General features: G+C 75.2%; 15 protein-coding genes and 5 tRNA genes. 12 read left to right on the top strand and 8 right to left on the bottom strand.

What is annotated here, in order from left to right; translation table 11 throughout:
• Positions 1–34 precede the first annotated feature (34 nt).
• Entirely contained in the window at positions 35–1174 is a 1140-nt protein-coding gene (locus AC3EVP_RS10150) for a chorismate-binding protein (protein WP_435128225.1), read from the bottom strand.
• Between the two features lie 223 nt (positions 1175–1397).
• On the opposite strand from AC3EVP_RS10150, the gene AC3EVP_RS10155 reads away from it, so the two are divergent.
• The 5 genes from AC3EVP_RS10155 to AC3EVP_RS10175 all read left to right on the top strand — a co-directional run bounded on the left by AC3EVP_RS10155 (position 1398) and on the right by AC3EVP_RS10175 (position 1855).
• Positions 1398–1470: transfer RNA gene (locus tag AC3EVP_RS10155), tRNA-Gly, on the top strand.
• A gap of 32 nt (positions 1471–1502) precedes the next feature.
• Positions 1503–1576: transfer RNA gene (locus AC3EVP_RS10160), tRNA-Cys, on the top strand.
• 1 nt (position 1577) lies between these two features.
• Positions 1578–1649, top strand: a tRNA-Val gene (locus tag AC3EVP_RS10165).
• Between the two features lie 42 nt (positions 1650–1691).
• Positions 1692–1763 (top strand) — tRNA-Val (locus AC3EVP_RS10170).
• A gap of 20 nt (positions 1764–1783) precedes the next feature.
• Positions 1784–1855 (top strand) — tRNA-Val (locus tag AC3EVP_RS10175).
• A 780-nt stretch (positions 1856–2635) separates the two neighbouring features.
• On the opposite strand, the gene AC3EVP_RS10180 is transcribed toward AC3EVP_RS10175, so the two are convergent.
• Positions 2636–2884, bottom strand: coding sequence for a hypothetical protein (locus tag AC3EVP_RS10180; protein WP_335975628.1), 249 nt, complete (start codon positions 2882–2884; stop codon positions 2636–2638).
• Positions 2885–3154: 270 nt separating this feature from the next.
• On the opposite strand from AC3EVP_RS10180, the gene AC3EVP_RS10185 reads away from it, so the two are divergent.
• From AC3EVP_RS10185 to AC3EVP_RS10195, 3 genes are all read left to right on the top strand, one after another.
• The gene (locus AC3EVP_RS10185) at positions 3155–4372 is read left to right on the top strand and encodes a serine/threonine-protein kinase (RefSeq protein WP_435128227.1); all 1218 of its coding nucleotides are present in this window, start codon (positions 3155–3157) and stop codon (positions 4370–4372) included.
• A 322-nt stretch (positions 4373–4694) separates the two neighbouring features.
• The gene (locus tag AC3EVP_RS10190) at positions 4695–5912 is read left to right on the top strand and encodes an acyl-CoA dehydrogenase family protein (RefSeq protein ID WP_435128229.1); all 1218 of its coding nucleotides are present in this window, start codon (positions 4695–4697) and stop codon (positions 5910–5912) included.
• Positions 5891–7123: an acyl-CoA dehydrogenase family protein gene (locus AC3EVP_RS10195; protein WP_435128231.1), complete on the top strand. Its 1233-nt coding sequence runs from the start codon at positions 5891–5893 to the stop codon at positions 7121–7123. Before AC3EVP_RS10190 ends, AC3EVP_RS10195 begins: the two co-directional genes overlap by 22 nt.
• A 55-nt stretch (positions 7124–7178) precedes the next feature.
• Here the strand turns inward: AC3EVP_RS10195 and AC3EVP_RS10200 are convergent, their stop codons facing one another.
• A complete protein-coding gene (locus AC3EVP_RS10200) occupies positions 7179–7886 on the bottom strand; it encodes an SDR family oxidoreductase (RefSeq protein WP_435128233.1) in 708 nt (235 codons plus the stop codon).
• 60 nt (positions 7887–7946) lie between these two features.
• On the opposite strand from AC3EVP_RS10200, the gene AC3EVP_RS10205 reads away from it, so the two are divergent.
• Positions 7947–8318, top strand: a complete 372-nt coding sequence (locus AC3EVP_RS10205; protein WP_435128235.1) for a MerR family transcriptional regulator — start codon at positions 7947–7949, stop codon at positions 8316–8318.
• 39 nt (positions 8319–8357) lie between these two features.
• Here the strand turns inward: AC3EVP_RS10205 and AC3EVP_RS10210 are convergent, their stop codons facing one another.
• The 5 genes from AC3EVP_RS10210 to AC3EVP_RS10230 form a co-directional block, all read right to left on the bottom strand.
• Positions 8358–9173, bottom strand: coding sequence for a TrmH family RNA methyltransferase (locus AC3EVP_RS10210; protein ID WP_435128237.1), 816 nt, complete (start codon positions 9171–9173; stop codon positions 8358–8360).
• The gene (gene cobA / locus AC3EVP_RS10215; protein WP_435128239.1) at positions 9166–10494 is read right to left on the bottom strand and encodes a uroporphyrinogen-III C-methyltransferase; all 1329 of its coding nucleotides are present in this window, start codon (positions 10492–10494) and stop codon (positions 9166–9168) included. Before cobA ends, AC3EVP_RS10210 begins: the two co-directional genes overlap by 8 nt.
• 189 nt (positions 10495–10683) lie before the next feature.
• A complete protein-coding gene (cobT, locus tag AC3EVP_RS10220; RefSeq protein ID WP_435128241.1) occupies positions 10684–14460 on the bottom strand; it encodes a nicotinate-nucleotide--dimethylbenzimidazole phosphoribosyltransferase in 3777 nt (1258 codons plus the stop codon).
• A gap of 351 nt (positions 14461–14811) precedes the next feature.
• Positions 14812–16038, bottom strand: coding sequence for a precorrin-6y C5,15-methyltransferase (decarboxylating) subunit CbiE (gene cbiE / locus AC3EVP_RS10225; RefSeq protein ID WP_335975589.1), 1227 nt, complete (start codon positions 16036–16038; stop codon positions 14812–14814).
• A gap of 103 nt (positions 16039–16141) precedes the next feature.
• On the bottom strand, positions 16142–16792 hold the full coding sequence (locus tag AC3EVP_RS10230; RefSeq protein ID WP_335975585.1) for a GNAT family N-acetyltransferase: 651 nt from the start codon (positions 16790–16792) through the stop codon (positions 16142–16144).
• Between the two features lie 210 nt (positions 16793–17002).
• On the opposite strand from AC3EVP_RS10230, the gene AC3EVP_RS10235 reads away from it, so the two are divergent.
• The 3 genes from AC3EVP_RS10235 (at position 17003) to AC3EVP_RS10245 (ending at position 18750) form a co-directional block, all read left to right on the top strand.
• Positions 17003–17809: a class I SAM-dependent methyltransferase gene (locus AC3EVP_RS10235; RefSeq protein WP_335975579.1), complete on the top strand. Its 807-nt coding sequence runs from the start codon at positions 17003–17005 to the stop codon at positions 17807–17809.
• Between the two features lie 82 nt (positions 17810–17891).
• The gene (locus AC3EVP_RS10240; protein WP_435128244.1) at positions 17892–18260 is read left to right on the top strand and encodes a hypothetical protein; all 369 of its coding nucleotides are present in this window, start codon (positions 17892–17894) and stop codon (positions 18258–18260) included.
• Complete coding sequence (locus AC3EVP_RS10245) at positions 18253–18750, top strand: hypothetical protein (protein WP_435128246.1); 498 nt, start codon at positions 18253–18255, stop codon at positions 18748–18750. The genes AC3EVP_RS10240 and AC3EVP_RS10245 overlap by 8 nt, the downstream gene beginning before the upstream one ends.
• Positions 18751–18765: the final 15 nt, after the last annotated feature.

Consider the following 18765-nt stretch of genomic DNA (forward strand, 5'->3'; position numbering starts at 1 on the left):
TCCTCGAAGGCCGCTGAAGGGCCCGCCGTGCCCTTCATACCCCGCGGGTGCCGCTTGTCCCGTGTATGCCGCCGCTGGGCTGCGCCGGTGCCTCGCGCGCCGCGGGGTACACCTCCGACGCTACCGCCAGCAGCCGCTCGGCCTTCAATGCGGTCTCGGCCCACTCGCCGCCCGGGTCGGAGCCCCAGGTGATGCCCGCGCCCGCGCCGAACCGCAGCACGGGCCCGCCCGGCACGTCCCGGTCGATCCAGAACGTGCGGATGCCGACGGCGAGTTCGGCGGTGCGCCGGTCGGCGTCCACCCAGCCGATCCCGCCGCAGTACGGGCCGCGCGGGGCGGTCTCCAGCTCGGCGATGATCCGCAGCGCGCTCGACTTGGGCGCGCCGCTGACCGAGCCGGGCGGGAAGGCGGCGCCGAAGAGCTCCGGCCAGCCCGCGCCGGGCCGCAGCCGGCCGCGGACGGTGGAGACCAGGTGCACCAGGCCGGGGTGCGGCTCGACCGCGCACAGGGCGGGCACGGTGACGGTGCCGGGGGCGCAGATCCGGCCGAGGTCGTTGCGCACCAGGTCCACGATCATCACGTTCTCCGCGTGGTCCTTGGCGAGGAAGTCCGCGGCGGTGCGGGCGGTGCCCTTGATCGGGCCGGACTCCACCGTGTCGCCCCGGCGGCGCAGGAAGAGCTCGGGGGACGCGGTGGCGATCTCCACGCCGTGGGCGGGCAGCCGGATGACGCCCGCGTACGGTGCCGGGTTGCCGTGGGCGAGGACCGCGCCGAGCGCGTCGATGTCGCCGTACGGCGCGGGGAGCGGCGCGGTCAGCACGCGGCAGAGGTTGACCTGGTAGACCTCGCCGGTGGCGATCCTGGCCCGGATCTCGCGGACGCCCTGTTCGTATCCGGCCCGGTCCATGGAGGAGGTCCAGCTCCGCGGGTCGGGGCCGCGCCAGCCGGTGCGCGCGGCGACGTCGGCGGGGGTGGCGGCGGGCGGCGGCGCGGGCCGGGGGGCGTGCCGGACGTCGCCGAAGCGGGCGCAGACCGTACGGCCGTCGAAGTCCGCGGCGACGGCCCAGAAGCCGGACGAGTCCAGCGCGGCCACGTCGTCGGTGACATCGCGCAGGTCGGTGGCCAGCAGCGGGCCGAAGCGGGCGATGGGGGGCGGTTCGCAGGAGGCGTGCACGGGATTCCCGGGGGTCGGGCGGAGTGCCGGGGACGGGCCGGACCGCGCAGGTGAGCGGCCTGCGGGGCGCTCCGCGGAGGCGGCCGCGGGGCTCCCGCGACCGGCCGCTTCGCCGTCGACAGCTTGTCATTGCCCCGGCACGCTGCGGAAACCGGTTTTTGAGCTGGACCGGGAATCCGCTAGAGTTCAACTCGTCGCCGAGCAGTCCACGGTGGCGGCACCTGCGGACGTGGCTCAGTTGGTAGAGCATCACCTTGCCAAGGTGAGGGTCGCGAGTTCGAATCTCGTCGTCCGCTCGATGTGGGGGATCATCCCGAACCCCCGCTGTGGTGGAGTGGCCGAGAGGCGAGGCAACGGCCTGCAAAGCCGTCTACACGGGTTCAAATCCCGTCTCCACCTCCAAGGACGATTAGCTCAGCGGGAGAGCGCTTCCCTGACACGGAAGAGGTCACTGGTTCAATCCCAGTATCGTCCACTGGCCCCCGACCGGGGCCGCTGCTCCACCGTTCCACCCCCCGCGCGATTAGCTCAGCGGGAGAGCGCTTCCCTGACACGGAAGAGGTCACTGGTTCAATCCCAGTATCGCGCACGCACCGCCGGCACCATCCCGGACGATTAGCTCAGCGGGAGAGCGCTTCCCTGACACGGAAGAGGTCACTGGTTCAATCCCAGTATCGTCCACCCTATTACCGCGTGGCCGCGGCTGCGGTCACCTTTACTGGCCCACGGCCGAGATGACGGCAACAGGCGCGCGGAAACCGCCGTCGGGGCGCCGCCCCGCTCCCCCGGTCCTGAACGAGCCGATGTGACAGCCGGGTTGGCGTGCACTCCTCGAATAAGGTGCCGAAAATCTCGTCATCACGACATGAGGGCCGGTGTTCCCACAGGGTTACCGGCCCTCACGTTTGCTGCCGAGCCGAGTACCGGTCGGGGCGGGTTCGTCGGAAGGCGCGGAAGCGCCGAACCCGCCCCGCATGGCCCGGCCGCGTGGGCGTCCGTACGCGGAAACAGCGCTGTGCCCGGGTATCGGCTGATACCCGGGCAACCGCTGCCGTCCGTCCTACCCCCGTCCCCACGGGGTTGACCGGTGAGTCCCGACCCGGACCGCTCTTCCGGGCCTGAAGCGTGGTGTGACGCCCCAACAGGCCGATCACGGACGACGTCTGTGCGATCCCGCCGCGGGTGCGGCGGTGACCGAAATCCGTGTGCACTTCGTGGAGCGGCGGGCGCTTGACCTCGGGGGACGAGTACCCGCCCGCCGCTCGACTCCTAATCTACGGTCCGGGCCGGGCCGGGTCGTCATGCCTCCGGACAGCTTTCCGGCCTCCCGCAGGATGACGTCCCGACGGCTGCCTACTCCCCTGGGTGGACACCGTCTCCGCGGCTCTCAGGGGTGTCCCGGAGGCCGTCCGGGCGCGGTCGGGCCCGCGGGCCGCGGACAGCCGGGCCCACGGGACGGGCTCACGGGGCCGGGGCGGGTGCCGGGGCCGGGTCCTCCCTGGGGACGGGGTGCTCGACGAGCGCGAGCACCCGGGTGGCCATGAAACGGGCGGTCCGCACCGGCGTACCGCTGCGGGTGACCTCGCTCACCTCGACCACACCGCGCCGCACCGCCGTCTCGACCCGGCGGCCGGCGCGGGTCGCGCTCACCTCATACGTGCGGGTGCTGTCTCCCGCGTCGACGACTATCTCCACACGATCACCCTTCACGGCGTCACTCCCCCTTGGTGGACTGCCCGTTGGCGACTGCACGGGAAGGGGCGCAAGGCGGTGCCCGAGGCCGCCGCTCCCGGCCCCGGCCTGCCGCTTCCGTCATCTCCCGCATCTTCAGAATGCCACCGGGCACTGACAATTCACGGCCCGTCGCCTGCGAGGCATCACCGCACACGGGGACTTGAGTACGTAAGCTGTGGACGGCCGACCGGCCAGCGAAGCGGAGCGGGGGCCTGGCCACCACCGCCGGAGGTAGGGGACACACACATGGCGATGATGCGGCTACGGCGCGAGGACCCGCGGGTCGTCGGCTCGTTCCGGCTGCATCGGCGGCTCGGCGCGGGCGGCATGGGCGTGGTGTACCTGGGCGCGGACAAGCGCGGGCAGCGGGTGGCGCTCAAGGTGATCCGGCCGGAGCTGGCGGAGGACCAGGAGTTCCGGTCCCGGTTCGCCCGCGAGGTGTCGGCAGCCCGGCGGATCAGGGGCGGGTGCACCGCGCGGCTGGTCGCCGCGGACCTGGAGGCCGAGCGGCCCTGGTTCGCGACGCAGTACGTGCCCGGGCCGTCGCTGCACGACAAGGTCGCCGAGGCGGGCATCCTGCCGGCCGCCGAGGTCGCCTCGATCGGGGCGGCGCTGGCGGAGGGGCTGGTGGCCGTGCACGAGGCCGGGGTGGTGCACCGCGACCTCAAGCCGTCGAACATCCTGCTGTCGCCCAAGGGGCCGCGCATCATCGACTTCGGGATCGCGTGGGCGACCGGGGCGAGCACGCTGACCCACGTGGGGACGGCGGTCGGCTCGCCCGGGTTCCTCGCGCCCGAGCAGGTGCGGGGTGCGGCGGTCACCCCGGCCACGGACGTGTTCGCCTTCGGGGCGACGCTGGCGTACGCGGCGACCGCGGACTCGCCGTTCGGGCAGGGCAGTTCCGAGGTGATGCTCTACCGGGTGGTGCACGAGGAGCCCGACCTCGTCGGGGTGCCCGACGCGCTGGCGCCGCTGGTCCACGCGTGCCTGGCGAAGGACCCCGAGGAGCGGCCGAGCACCGTGCAGTTGTCGGAGCGGCTGGCGGAGATCGCGACGCGCGAGGCGCGGGGGCTGTCCGCGGTGCGGCCGCCGCGGCCGGAGCGGCCCACCGGGCGGCGGGCCGAGGAGTACGCGCAGCAGCGGACCGAGCGCGGTGCCGCGGTGGCGCCCGCGGGCCGCCCCTCCGGGGCGCGGACTCCCGCGGCGCGGCCGTCCGGCGGCTTCCCGGCCCCCGGTACTCCCGCGGGCAGGCCCGCGCCGCGCACTCCCGCGGGCCGCACGCCCGCCGGGCGGACCCCCGCGGGCCGCACCCCCACCGGCCGTACTCCGGCGAACCGCACGCCCGCGCCGCGCCGTCCCGGCGTGCCCGACTCCCGTCGGCGGCTGCTGCGCCAGCGGGTGTTCGTCTTCGTCATCGTCACCCTCATCGCCGCGGCCTGCATCGCGGTCCTCCAGGCGGTGTAGCTCCCCCGACCCCGCGGGTCTCCCTGGTCCCGGGGCTCCTTCGCGGTCCCCGGGTTCCCCCGGTCCTTGGGTCCCCCCGCTTCCCCGGCGTCCCCGGCGTCCCCGGCGCAACGGCATCCGGGGCCCCTGTGCTGGTGGGCGCCCTGCCGCGCCGCGCGGTGCCCGCGCGGGCCCGGGCGATGCGCCGGGGCGGGGCTCCGGCCGGCCGCGGCCCTTCGCCGTATGCGCTCACCGCTCCCCATGGGGGTAGGCAGCGGCGCCCGGGTCGGGTAGCTTTCCAAGCGCTTGCTTAGAGTGGTGGTGACGGAAGGGCGGCTGCGCGATGGGTCAGGGCAAGGAGGCAGGGGACGGCACCGTGGACGCCGCGGCGCTGCGCGCCAAGGTGGCGGCGCTGCTGGCCGCGCACCCGCCGGAGGCCGTACGGCCGGGGGAGTTCCTGCGGGCGCGGTTCGACGCGGGGCTGGCGTGGGTGCACTTCCCGCCGGGCCTGGGCGGGCTGGGCGCCCCGCGGTCGCTGCAAGCCGTGGTCGACGCCGAACTCGCCGCCGCCGGGGCGCCCTCCAACGACCCGCGCCGCATAGGCATCGGCCTGGGCATGGCCGCGCCGACCATCCTCCGCTACGGCACCGAGGAGCAGAAGCAGCGCTTCCTGCGGCCGCTGTGGACCGGCGAGGAGGTGTGGTGCCAGCTGTTCTCGGAGCCCGGCGCCGGTTCGGACCTCGCGGGGCTCGGCACCCGGGCGGTCCGGGAACCGGACGGCGGCGACTGGATCGTGGACGGCCAGAAGGTGTGGACCTCCAGCGCCCACAACGCGCGCTGGGCGATCCTCATCGCCCGTACCGACCCCGAAGCGCCCAAGCACCAGGGCATCACGTACTTCCTGTGCGACATGACCGACCCCGGTGTCGAGGTCAGGCCGCTGCGCCAGATCACCGGCGAGGCCGAGTTCAACGAAGTCTTCCTGACCGGGGTGCGCATACCCGACGCCCACCGGCTCGGCGAGGTCGGCGACGGCTGGCGGGTCGCGCAGGCCACGCTGGCGAACGAGCGGGTGGCCATCGGCGGCACGGTGCTGCCCCGCGAGGCGGGCATGATCGCCGGGCCCGCGGCGGCGTGGCGGGAGCGGCCGGAGCTGCGTACGTCCGAGCTGCACGACCGGCTGCTGTCCGCGTGGGTGGACGCGGAGGTGGCGCGGCTGTCCGCGGAACGCGTCCGGCAGCAGCTCGCGGCGGGCTCCCCCGGGCCGGAGGGCGCGGGCCTGAAGCTGGCGTTCGCGCGGCTGAACCAGCAGATCAGCGGGCTGGAGGTGGAGCTGCTGGGCGAGGACGGGCTGCGCTACTCGGACTGGACGATGGTCCGCCCGAAGAGCGTCGACTTCTACGGCCGCGACGCCGGCTACCGCTATCTGCGGGCGAAGGGCAACTCGATCGAGGGCGGCACCTCGGAGATCCTGCGCAACATCATCGCCGAACGGGTGCTGCGGCTGCCCTCGGAACCGCGGACCGACAAGGACGTCGCATGGAAGGACCTGCCCCGATGACCGCCGCCCCCGCCCGCCCCGCGCCCGCCGGCTCGCCCGACCTGCTCTACTCCGACATCGAGGATGACCTGCGCGGCACCGTCCGCGCGCTGCTCGCCGACCGCTGCCCGCCCGAGGCGGTGGTCGCCCGGGTGGAGGGTCCGCAGCCGTACGACCCCGAGCTGTGGCGGCTGCTCGCGGCCGAACTGGGGCTCGCCGGGCTGCTGGTGCCCGAGGCTCTGGGCGGGCAGGGGGCGGGTGCGCGTGAAGTGGCCGTCGTCCTGGAGGAGTTGGGCGCGGCGGTGGCGCCGGTGCCGTTCCTGGGCAGTGCGGTGCTGGCCACCTCGGCGCTGCTGGCGTGCGACGAGGCGGCCGGCGGTGCGGCGGGCGTGGCCGGCGGTGCGGCGGGCGTGGCCGGCGGTGCGGCGGGCGGTACGGTCGCGGCGCTGCTGCGGCGGCTCGCCGCGGGCGAGGTGCGCGCCACCCTGGCCGTGCCGCTGGCCGCGGCGCCCGGCGGCGGCTTCCCCGCCACCGTACGGGCCGACGCCGAGGGGCGCCTGACCGGGCGGGTGACCAGCGTCGCGGACACCCCCGGCGCGGACGTCCTGGTGGTCCCCGCGGTGGGCCCGGACGGCCCCGGGCTGTACGAGGTGGCCGCCGCGGACGCCTCGGTCGCGCCCTTCACCTCGCTCGACCTGACCCGGCCGCTGGCCGACGTCTCCTTCGACGGTGCCGCGGCCCGCCCGCTGCCCGCCGCCGATCCTGCCGCCGCGCTGGAGGCGGCGCTGCTGGCCGGCGCGGGCCTGCTCGCCTCCGAGCAACTGGGCCTGGCGCAGTGGTGCCTTGACGAAACGGTTCGCCACCTCGGGCAGCGGCACCAGTTCGGCCGGGTGGTCGGTTCCTTCCAGTCCCTCAAGCACCGGCTGGCCGACCTGTGGCTGGAGGTCGTCTCCGTACGGGCCGCCGCCCGCGCGGCCGCCGACGCCCTCGCGACCGGCTCGCCCGACGCCCCCGTGGCCGTCGCGGTCGCCCAGTCCTACGCGGCCCGTGTCGCCGTCCACGCCGCCGAGGAAGCGGTCCAGCTCCACGGCGGCATCGGGATGACCTGGGAGCATCCCCTCCACCTCCGCCTCAAGCGCGCCAAGGCCGACGAGATCGCTCTGGGCACTCCAGGCCGCCACCGCGCCGCCCTGGCGCCCCTCCTCCACCTGCCCCCGCCGCCTCCGCAGTGAGCCTTTGCCGACCTGCGGAATGACGGTCGCGGCCGGGTGGCGTCCCGGACCGCGGTCAGGGGTTCAGCAGTTGGTGCAGCTGCTCGTCGAACTCCCTCGGGTCGCGGCTCAATGACGCCTTGACCAATTCGGTGAACTCGTCGACCACCACCTCGACGGCGCCGGCCTCGACGCCGTCGAGGGTGATGCGGGCGACATCGGCCGGGTCCATCTTGGGCACGTCGTAGCCCTTCATCATGTCGGTGTCGGCCGCCCCGAGATGTACCGAGGTGACGAGCGTGCCCTGACCGGCCAACTCCTGGCGCAGCGCCCGGGTCATGCTCCAGACCGCTGCCTTCGAGACCGCGTAGGCGCTGCTGCCGGGGAAGACGAACCATGACGCCGAGGAAGCCATGTTCACCATCGCGCCCCCGCCGTTCGCCGCGAGGACCGGTGCGAAGGCGCGGGCCATCGACAGCGTGCCCCAGAAGTTGACGTCCAAGGCGGCACGGACCGCCTCCAGGTCGCCGAGCAGGGCGCCGCCTCCGGTGCCGGCGTTGTTGACGAGCAGGTTCACGTCGCCCGCCGCTCGGGCTGCGGCGGTGACGGCGTCCGGGTCGGAGATGTCCAGGGCGAGGACCTCGACGCCGTCGAGGTCGACGGACTCGGGACGACGGGCGGTCGCGTAGACTTTCGCGCCTCGCTCGAGGAGTTGGGCGGCGAGGTGGCGGCCGATGCCGCGGTTGGCTCCGGTGACGAGCGCGGTGGCTCCGTTGATGTTCATACGACGTACGCTAGAACCTCACGTCAACGTGAGGATCAAGTCCGGAGCGACGGAGGTGCCATGCGGATCGGAAAGGTGGCCGAACGCGCGGGAGTCAGCGTCCGCGCGCTGAGGTACTACGAAGAGCAGGGGCTCGTCGTCGCCGACCGCAGCCCCAGCGGCCACCGGCAGTACCCCGAGTCCGCCGTCGCGCGGGTGAAGTTCATCCAGCTCCTCTACGCCGCCGGCCTGGCCAGCAAGGCGATCCGGCAGATCCTTCCGTTCCTGGACACGCTCGTCGCGACCCCGCAGATGACGCGCCGGCTCATGGACGAGCGCGCCCGCATCAGGTCCCAGATCGACGCCCTGACCAGGTCCCACGATCAACTCGACGAGCTGATCCGCCTCTCCGCCGCCTACGAGGACACCCCGGCCACCTGCTCAGCGGCCTAGCCCCGCCGGTCGGCTGCGCTGAGCGGGGGGTGAGGGGGGTCAGGGGCGGGTGGCGTAGAAGGCGACGGCTGAGGCGGCGGCGACGTTGAGGGAGTCGACGCCCGCGGCCATGGGGATGGTGACGCGGGTGTCGGCGGCCCGCAGAGCCGCGGGGGTGAGCCCGTCCCCTTCGGTGCCGAGCAGGAGGGCGAGCCGGGCGGGGCGGCGGGCGGCGAGGTCGTCGAGCGGGACGGCGTCGTCGGCCTGGCAGAGCGCGGCGAGCGTGAAGTCGTGCGCGCGCAGGAGTTCGAGGTCGTACGGCCAGTTGTCCAGCCGGGTCCACGGCACGGAGAAGACGGCGCCCATGGAGACCTTGACCGCCCGCCGGTAGAACGGGTCGGCGCAGCGCGGGCTGAGCAGGACCGCGTCCACCCCGAGCGCGGCGGCGGAGCGGAAGGCGGCCCCGAGGTTGGCGTGGTCGACGGTGTCCTCGAAGACGGTGACACGGCGCGGCCCCGGCCCGAGCCCGGCCAGCAGCTCGTCCACGGTCCGCAGCGGGGTGCGGGCCATCGAGGCGAGCGCACCGCGGTGCACGTGGTAACCGGTGACCTGCTCGGCGAGCTGCGGCGTGACCTCGTACACCGGCGCGGTGGCCGCGGCGATCACGTCGCGCATCGGACCGAGCCACTTCGCCGACAGCAGCATCGAGCGCATCGGGTAACCGGCGGCCAGGGCGCGCCGGATCACCTTCTCGCCCTCGGCGATGAACAGGCCCTCGGCCGGTTCGCGGCGGCGCCGCAGCTCGACGTCGGTGAGGGAGGTGTAGTCGGTCAGCCGCAGGTCGGCCGGGTCCGTGACGGGGACCGGTTCAGCCACGCGTCCCGCCGCCCGTATCGGAACCGGAGGAACCCGACGCGCTGGGCGCAGTCGACCCCTCGCCCCCGGGCCCGTACGTACCCGCCGCCCGCGCCGCGTCCGCGACCGCCCCGCCCACGGCCACCACCTCGCCGATCACGATCACCGCCGGCGGCCGCACCCCGGCCGCCACGACCCGCTGCCCGACGTCCCCGAGCGTCGCGTCCACCCGGCGCTGCGCCGCGGTCGTGCCCTCCTGGATCACGGCGACCGGGGTGTCCGCGGGCCGCCCCTCGGCGACCAGCGCCGCCGCGATGGACGCGATCCGCTCCACCGCCATCAGCAGCACCAGCGTGCCGCGCAGCTTGGCCAGCGCCGCCCAGTCCACCAGCGACCGCGGGTCCTCCGGCGCGACATGCCCGCTGACCACGGTGAACTCGTGCGCGACGCCCCGGTGCGTGACCGGGACCCCCGCGGCGGCGGGCACGCTGATCGCGCTGGAGATGCCGGGCACCACCGTCACCGGGATACCCTCCCGGGCCAGCGCCTCGGCCTCCTCCATGCCGCGCCCGAAGACGTACGGGTCGCCGCCCTTGAGCCGCACCACGGCCTTGCCCGCCTTCGCGTGCTCGACCAGCGCCGCGTTGATCGCCTCCTGCGCCATCGCCCGGCCGTACGGGATCTTCGCCGCGTCGATCACCTCGACGTGCGGCCCGAGTTCGTCGAGCAGGTCGCGCGGGCCGAGCCGGTCGGCGACCACCACGTCCGCCTCGGCCAGCAGCCGCCGTCCGCGGACCGTGATCAGGTCCGGGTCCCCCGGGCCGCCGCCGACCAGCGCGACCCCGCCGGTGCGGGCGCGGTGGTGCGGCGCCCCCAGCGTGCCGTCGCGCAGCCCGGCGACGACCGCGTCCCGCACCGCCGCCGAGCGCCGGGGGTCGTGCCCGGTCAGCACCGCGACGGTGACGCCCGAACTGCGGCCGGTCGCCGGGGTCCACGCGGTCGCCGCGTCCGCGTCGTCGCTGCGTACGCACCACACGCGGCGCTCCTCCGCCTCGGCGCTCGCCGCGGCGTTGGCGGCAGGGTCGGTGCTCGCCACCAGGACGTACCAGGCGTCCGCGAGGTCGCCCGCACGGTAGGTGCGGCGCTCCCAGCGCAGTTCGCCGGCTGTCGCCATCGCCTCGACCGAGGGGGTCGCCGACGGCGAGACCAGCAGGATGTCGGCGCCCGCCGAGACCAGCGCGGGCAGCCGCCGCTGGGCCACCTGGCCGCCCCCGATCACCACGACCCGCCTCCCGGCGAGCCGCAACCCTACGGGGTACGCGGGGGCGTCGTCGTGCGGCATGAGGGCTCCTTGATCGTGCAGGGGTTCATAACTCTACGGCGCGGCGCCGCGCCGGTCGTACGGCACAGCGCCGCCCGGTGGCGCGGGCGGCCGCGCCCCGGTACGGCAGAGCGGTAAGGCGCCTCGCTGCCCGCAGCGCGGCTCACTGCGGCGTGCCGCAACCGGACCCGGCGCGGGCCCGGTTGCCGGCTACCCCTTCTCCGTGACGCCCGCGGCGTCGAACGTGGCGACCTCGTGCATGGCCCGCGCAGCGCTCTGCACCAGCGGGAGCGCGAGCAGCGCCCCCGTGCCCTCGCCGAGCCGCAGGTCCAGGTCGACCAGCGGCCGCAGCCCGAGCGTGGTGAGCGCGGCGACGTGCCCGGGCTCGGCGCTGCGGTGCCCGGCGATGCAGGCGGCCAGCACCTCCGGGGCGATCGCGCGGGCGACCAGGGCGGCGGCGCCGGCGCTGACGCCGTCGAGCACGACCGGGGTGCGCAGCGCTGCGGCCCCGAGCATCAGCCCCACCATCGCGGCGTGTTCGAGCCCGCCGATCGCGGTGAGGACGCCGATCGGGTCGTCGGGCTCGGGCCGGTGGAGTTCGAGCGCGCGCCGGACGACGTCGATCTTGCGGGCGTGCATCTCGTCGTTGATGCCGGTGCCGCGGCCGGTGACCTCGGCGGGGTCGGCGCCGGTGTAGACGGCGACGATCGCCGCGGACGACGTCGTGTTGGCGATGCCCATCTCACCGGTGAGGAGCGCCTTGTTGCCCGCGGAGACCAGGTCGCGCGCGGTCTCGATGCCGACCTCGATCGCCTTGAGGACGTCCTCGCGGCTCATGGCGGGCCCGGCGGTGAAGTCCGCGGTGCCCGGGCGCACCTTGCGCGGCAGCAGCCCCGGGGTGGCGGGCAGTTCGGCGGCCACCCCGACGTCGATGACGCAGACCTCGGCGCCGACCTGGTTGGCGAACGCGTTGCAGACCGCGCCGCCGCCGAGGATGTTGGCCACCATCTGGCCGGTGACCTCCTGCGGCCAGGCGGTGACGCCCTGGGCGTGCACGCCGTGGTCCCCGGCGAACACCGCGACCGCGGCCGGCTCGGGGATCGGCGGCGGGCACTGCCGGGACAGCCCGCTGAGCTGCGCGGAGATGATCTCCAGCATGCCCAGCGCACCGGCCGGCTTGGTCATCCGCTTCTGCCGCTCCCACGCCTCGCCGAGCGCCTTGGCGTCCAGCGGGCGGATGCCCCGCAGGGTCTCCTCCAGCAGGTCGTGCGGCTCCTCGCCGGGCAGCGCGCGGTTGCCGTACTCCTCGTCGTGGACGACCCAGGACAGCGGGCGGCGCTGCGACCAGCCCGCCTGCATCAGCTCGGGGTCCTCGGGGAACTCGTCGACGTACCCGACGCACAGGTAGGCGACGACCTCCAGGTGCTCGGGCAGGCCGAGTTCGGCGACCATCTGGCGCTCGTCGAAGAAGCTGACCCAGCCGACGCCGATCCCCTCCGCGCGGGCGGCGATCCACAGGTTCTCCACGGCGAGCGCGGAGGAGTACGGCGCCATCTGCGGCTGGGTGTGCCGGCCGAGGGTGTGCCGGCCGCCCCGGGTCGGGTCCGCGGTGACCACGATGTTCACCGGGGTGTCGAGGATCGCCTCGATCTTCAGCTCGCGGAACTGCCGGGCCCGCGCCTTCGGCAGCGACTTGGCGTACGCGTCGCGCTGCGCCATCGCCAGTTCGTGCATCTTCTCGCGGGTCTTCTGCGAGCGGATCACCACGAAGTCCCACGGCTGGGAGTGGCCGACGCTCGGCGCGGTGTGCGCCGCCTCCAGCACCCGCAGCAGCACGTCGTGCGGGATCGGGTCGGGGCGGAAGCCGTTGCGGATGTCGCGCCGCTCGCGGATCACCCGGTGCACGGCGTCGCGCACGGCCGGCTCGTAGGGTTCCGCGGCCGGCTTCCTCGCCGCCGCGGGCTGCGCGGCGGCCGGCTGCTCCTGCTGCTCGGGCTCCTCGTGGTCCGAGGCGTCCTGCTCCTGCTCCTGCTCCTGCTGTGCTGCTTCCTGGTCTTCCTGGTCTTCCTGGTCTTCCGGCTCTTGCGGCGCTTCCGACGGTGCCGCGTCGGCTGCCTCGTCCGGCGCTGCGGCGGGCGGTTCGGCGGGCTGGTCCGCGGGCGCTTCGGCGACGGGCTGCTCGGCCGCGGGCTCGGCCGCCACTACGGCAACGCGCTCGGTCTCGGGCTCGGGCGCCGCGGGCTGCTGGGCCGGCTGGGCGGCGGCCGGGGCGGCCCGGCGCTTGCCGCGACGCCCGCGGGCGGCGGGGACCGGTTCGGCGGGTGCCTGCTCCGGCGCGGCGGCCTCGGCCTGGGGTTCGACGGGGGCCGGGGCCTCCGCGACTTCCGCCGGTACAGGGGCCGGTACGGCTTCGGGCGCGACGTCGGCCGCTGCCGCCACGACGGGCTCGGGCGCCTGCTCCGGCGCCTGCTCCGGGGCCGCCTCGGGTGCGGCCGGCTCCGGCTGGGCCGGTGCCTGCGGCGGCTGGAGCACCGTGAACCCGGCGCCCTGGGACGCCTCGGGACCGCTGCCCTGCGGGGGCACGACCGGTTCGGGCGCGGCCACTTGCTCCGCGGGGACGGGAGCGGGGGCGGGCGCCGCCGCCTCGGGCGGTACTGCCGCGGCCTGGGCGACCGGCGCTGCCGCCTGGGGTGGCACCTGCTCGCTCACCTGCGGCTGGACCTCGGCCGGAGCGTCGGGTCGGCCCTCGGGCCGCGGTGCGGCCGGGGGCTGGGCCTGCGGTGCGGCCTCGGCCTGCGGCTGGGCGGGCGCGGCGGCCACCGGCTCCGGCTCGACCGGCACCTCGGGCCGCGCCACGTCCGCCGGCGCCGCCTCGGCCTGCTGCACCTGCTCCTGCTGGACGGGCTGGACCTGCTCCTGCGGCACCTCGGGCGCTTCCACGGCGCCGACTGCTTCGGGCGCCTGCGCTGCCGCCATGGGCACCGGTGCGGCCTGCTCGGCCGGGCGCGGCACGCTGTCCGCGTGCGGGATCAGCGACTGCTGCGAGGCACCGCCGGGCGCGGCGGGCCACGGGTTGCCCGGGGTGACGACCGCGGCCGCGTCGGGCTCGCCGGTCTGCTGGGCCGGGATGGCGTTCAGGTCGTCGCGCGGCACATCGAGGTACTCCGGTCCCGACGTCGCGGGGCCGGGCACCGTGACCGCGGGGCCGCGGTCGGCCAGGGACCGTACGGAGACGCCGCCGCTCGGAGTGTCGGTCACGGGCGGGCCCATGTGCAGGGGGCGGCGGGGCGGGGCGGGCTGCTGGAGCGCGGGCGCCGGCTCGGCCGGTGCCGTCCACCCGGGAGCGGTGGGCTGCGGCTGCGGCGCGGCCGCAGTGTCGGCGGCGTCGGCCTGCGCGACCGGGTACGCGGCGGCGTCCGGCACCGCGCCGGGCTGCGGCGCCTGCACCGGCTGGTCCTGCAACGACTGGTCCGGCAGCGGCTGCGGCTGCCCGGGCTGGAGTTGGGTCGGGTCCTGCTGGGGTTGCTGCGGCTGCTGGGCGACGAACACCTGCGCGCCCTGGCCGATCACCGGCTGCGCCACCGTCTCCAACGGCACCTCGAGCGGCACCTCCACGGAGATCGGCCGGTCCGCCGCGGGCTGCTGCAAGGACACCGGCTGCTGCACGGCGTGCGCGACCTGCGGGACCTGCTGCTGCACCGGCGCGGGCGGCGGCACCGGCTGCGGGTCGCTCCAGGAGCCCTGCGTCCCGGGCATCAGCAGCACTTCGTCCTCGTCGTCGAGCCCCTCACCGGGCGGCGCCGGGTGGTCGAGGTAGGCGTATCCGGGCGCGGGCTGCTCGCCCGCGGGTGCGGCGGCCCAATCGGCCTGCTGCGGCGCGCCGTTGCCGGGGAAGGCCGTGTGCGGCGGGAGAAGCGCTTCGGCGCCTGTGTCCGCGCCAGCGTTCTCCGGCAGCCCCTCGCCGGGGATCTGACCGGTGTCCGTCATGCGTGCCCCTCGCCCATCGGTTTCGCTCCTTCCAGCCGCTGCGCCCTGCATGACCCGACCCCCTACGACGTCTAACGAGCGGGTCCGGCATGCGGCACGTCGGACCCGGCCGCCCGGAGTGCCGGGTGACCCGTCAACGTGTGATGACGGCACAACAGTCGGTCAGCCTACCCCGGGTCCGACCGCGTTCAGGCCCTTGGTCCACACGGCGGGACGTATCTCACACCGACCTGCAAAGTACCGCTGCCACCAGCGGAAACGTGCTGCGCACCCGTCCCGTTGGCCTTCCGGGGAAGGCAACGGCGGGGCCTTGTCAGGGGAGTCGGGCGATCACCGCGGCGGGGCCCGCGGTCAGCGCCGGGAGCCACACAGCGCGAAGTTCACCGCTCGCTCACGCTCGGCCCAGTCGCTGTCCAGTTCGACCGTCTGGAGCACGGAGCGCTCGACGTCGTAACCGCCGTCGGTCAGCGCCCGGGTGATCGCCTCGGCCTCGTCCCGGTTGCCGGCGGCGGCGACGATCCGGGCCGGCCGCCGGGCCGCGCAGGCGGCGGCCACCGCCGGGTCCGCGGTGCCGAGCCGGACGACGTCCGGCTCGGGCAGGTCGTCCAGCGCGGCCGGCGCAGTGCCCTGGACCACCTGGAGTTGGACGCCCACGCGGCGCGCCGTCGCGGTGATCCAGTCGCACGCGTCGGCGTCCTGGTCCACCGCGATGACCGCGGCGCCAAAACCGGCCGCCTCCACCGCGACGGACCCGTCGGCGGCGCCGATGTCCCAGACCAGGTCCCCGGACCGGGGGCCGAGCCGGGCGAGTTGGAAGGCCCGCAGCTGCGCCGGGAGCCGGCCGCCGTACTCCGCCGCGGGCAGCGCCCAGCCGCGCGTGTCGCCGGGGAAGCCCGGGTCGCGCCCGGCGATCCAGCTGCCGCCGGAGTGGGTGACGGGGGCGCCGAGCGCGGCGATGCCCTGGCCGCGGGAGCCGAGCCCGCCGACGACCAGCACCACGTTCGGGTCGCGCCATATGTGGTCGGCGACCTTGTCGGAGGTGAGGACCGTCACCTCTTCCCGCTCGGTGCCCAACTCCTCGCAGATCACGAAGGTGCGGTGGACTCCGGTGAGCAGCAGGGCGAGTTCGGCGGGTCCGGCGCCGGGCGCGGTGAGCACGGCGACCTTGGTGTTGGCGCGGCAGACGTTGACCGCCCGGCGCAGGGTGCGGGTGGTGGCGACCACCACGCGGGCGTCGTCCCAGGGCATGCCCGCCCTGGCGAAGGCCCGGGCGACCGCCGACACGGCCGGTACGACCTCGACCTCCAGGCCGAGTTCGGGGGCGCGCAGCGCCCGCACCACCCCGAAGAAGCCGGGGTCGCCGTCGGCGAGGACCACCGCGGTGCCGCGGTGCCCGGCGATCCGCCGTGCCGCGATGTCGATGCTGCCCAGCACGATCTGCTCGGCGCCCTTGGGGACGTCCGACAGCGCGAGGTGGTGGCGGGTGCCGGCCACGAGGGTGGCCGCGTCGAGCGCGGCCCGGGCGGCCCCGGGCAGCGGAGTGCCGTCCCATCCGATCACGGTGACCCTGTCGGCCATCGCCACCCGCCTCCAAGCCGTCATGAGGGTCCCCGGAAAACTCTAACCCGGGCCCTGACCGCCCGGGGCGGTCCGTTCTTCCGCGGTGGGAACCGCGGGGTGTTCAGCGCCAGTCGGCGTAGCTCAGCTCGTCGGGGCGGACCTCGTCGCCCGGGGTGCCCGGCTCCTCCAGGTCCTCCCGCAGCAGGCTCCACACGAGCAGGTCGGTGCGGACCTCGTCCCACGCCCCGGCCGGGTCGGCGTCGGGGCGGGCCCGGACGATCCCGGCGCTGCGCAGCACTCCTTCGCTGACGCACCCGATCTTCTGCGCGACCTGCTGGGAGGCGGTGTTGTCGGCCGCGGTGCGCAGCTCGACGCGTTCGAAGCCCTGGTCGCGGAAGAGCCAGCGGCACATGGTGAGGACGGACTCGCAGGCGTAGCCCTCGCCGCGGGCCCAGCTGGCGGTGAGGTAGCCGGCCTCGGTGCCGCGGATGCGCCAGTCGGTGTTCTGCAGGGTGACGGTGCCGACCAGGCGCTGGGTGAGCATCTCGGTGACGGCGAGCACGAGTCCGCGGCCCTGCACGCGTTCGGCGGGGGCGCTCCGGGTGACGAACTCCAGGGCGTCGGCCGCGGTGTAGGGCTGGGGCACGTTCGTCCACGCAGCGATCAGCTCGTCGTTCATCATCTCCACGAGTGCGGGGATGTCGTCCTCGTCGTACGGGCGCAGCACCAGCCGGTCCGTACTGAGTGAGATGTCCGGAAAGGTGGAGGTCATTCGTGCTCCGTAACCAGGGCATGGGTGGATGGCACAGCATGCAGCATCACGCCCGGCGGGCGCCGGGCAGGGTCCGCGCGGCGGGCCCGGCGCGGCGGGCCGGGGGTGAACTGGCTTCCAGGGTAGGGGGGATGGGCGGGTGGAAGGGGTGTCTCGCCGTTCGGTCGGGGTATCCGTGAACGTCATCCGATCCTGCTACCGTCAGCCCGCGTGAGAGTGCACCACGCAGCAGGAGTCGGCTATCAGCGGGCCGCGGGGGTCTATGAGCGCTCCCGGCCCTCCTATCCGCTCGCGGCGCTCGCGGACCTCGCGGACGCGCTGCCGCTGGAGCGGGGCCGTACGGTGGTCGACCTGGGGGCCGGCACCGGCAAGTTCACCAGGCTGCTGGCGCTGACCGGGGCCGAGGTGCTCGCGGTGGAGCCGGTCGCGGAGATGCGTGAGCGGCTGGCGGAGCTGCTGCCGGGGGTGGCGGTGTCGGCGGGGACCGCGGAGGACACCGGGCTGCGCGGGGGCTGCGCGGACGCGGTGGTGGCGGCGCAGTCCTGGCACTGGTTCGAGGCGGACCGGGCGCTGGCGGAGGTGGAGCGGCTGCTGCGGCCGGGCGGCGCGCTGGTGCTGGTGTGGAACACCTACGACACGTCGGTGCCGTGGGTGCGGGACTACCAGGACATCTACTTCCGGCTGGCGCCGAGCGACCTGCCCAGTCCGCCGCTGGCCGCGGGCCCCGGGCCGCACGCGCCGGGCGAGCTGGCCCGCGCCTGGCGGGAGACGTTCGCCGCGCGGGCGGGCTGGGGGGTGATCGAGGAGCGGCACTGGCCGAACCCGCACTCGACGACGGTCGCCGACGTGGTGGACCGGATGATGTCCTCCAGCCACATAGCCGTGCTCGGTCCGGACCGGCAGGAGCGGGTGCGGGCGGAGCTGGAGGAGGTGCTCGGCTCGCATGACGCGACGCGGGGCAGCGGGGCGATCGAGATGCCGTACACCACGGACGTGTACTGGGTGCGGCACGGCTGAGCGGCACGACCGCGCGGCAAGGGCGGTGCGGGGCGGTGGCCCGGCGGTCGGGGGGACCTCGCGCCCGTAATACAGTCGTCGCATGCTCGATGGGGTCATCTGGACGGTCGCGGTGCTGGCGCTGCTGCTCGCGGCGTGGTGCGGGTGGGCCGCGTACCGCGACTCGGCGACGAAGGACTGGCACTTCGCCGGGATGGCGGTGGTCACCCTCGCGGTGCTGGTGCAGCTCGTGGTCGCGGTGGTCCAGCTCACCCGGGGCGACCGGCCGGCGCACGGCCTGGCGGTGTTCGTGCCGTACCTGGCCGGCGCGGTGTGCGTGGTGCCGGCGGCGGCGTTCATGTCGCTCGCGGAGCGCACCCGTTGGGGCTCGGCGATCGTGGCCGCCGGCGGGGTGGTGCTGGCGGTGCTGGAGCTGCGGTTGGACCAGATCTGGGGAGCGGGACATGGCTGAGAGCGGGAGCACCACAGTGGAAGGCGGCAGCGACGTGACGTCACCCCATCCGGCGGCGGCCAGGGCGCGGATCGGCACGGGCCCGGGCCGGCTGCTGCTGTCGGTCTACGCGGTCTTCACGGTGGCCGCGCTGTCCCGTTCGATCGTGCAGCTCAGCACGAAGTACCACGAGGCGCCGCTGGCGTACGTCCTGTCCGGCGTCGCCGGGATCGTCTACGCGGTGATCACCGTCGCGCTGTGGCGGGGCGGTGACGCGGCCCGCCGGGTGGCGCTGGCCTCCTGCTCGGCGGAGCTGGTCGGCGTGGTCACGGTCGGCATCCTGACCGTCGTCGACTCCTCGGCCTTCCCCGACGCGACGGTGTGGTCGGACTTCGGCGTCGGCTACGTCTTCCTGCCGGTGGTGCTGCCGGTCGCCGGTCTGCTGTGGCTGCGCCGCTCCGCCCGGCAGGACGCGGAGGCGGCGTCGACCGACGCGGGCGACGGCGAGTGATCCGGGGGACCGCAG

The sequence above is a fragment of the Actinacidiphila sp. bgisy144 genome (genome assembly GCF_057708105.1).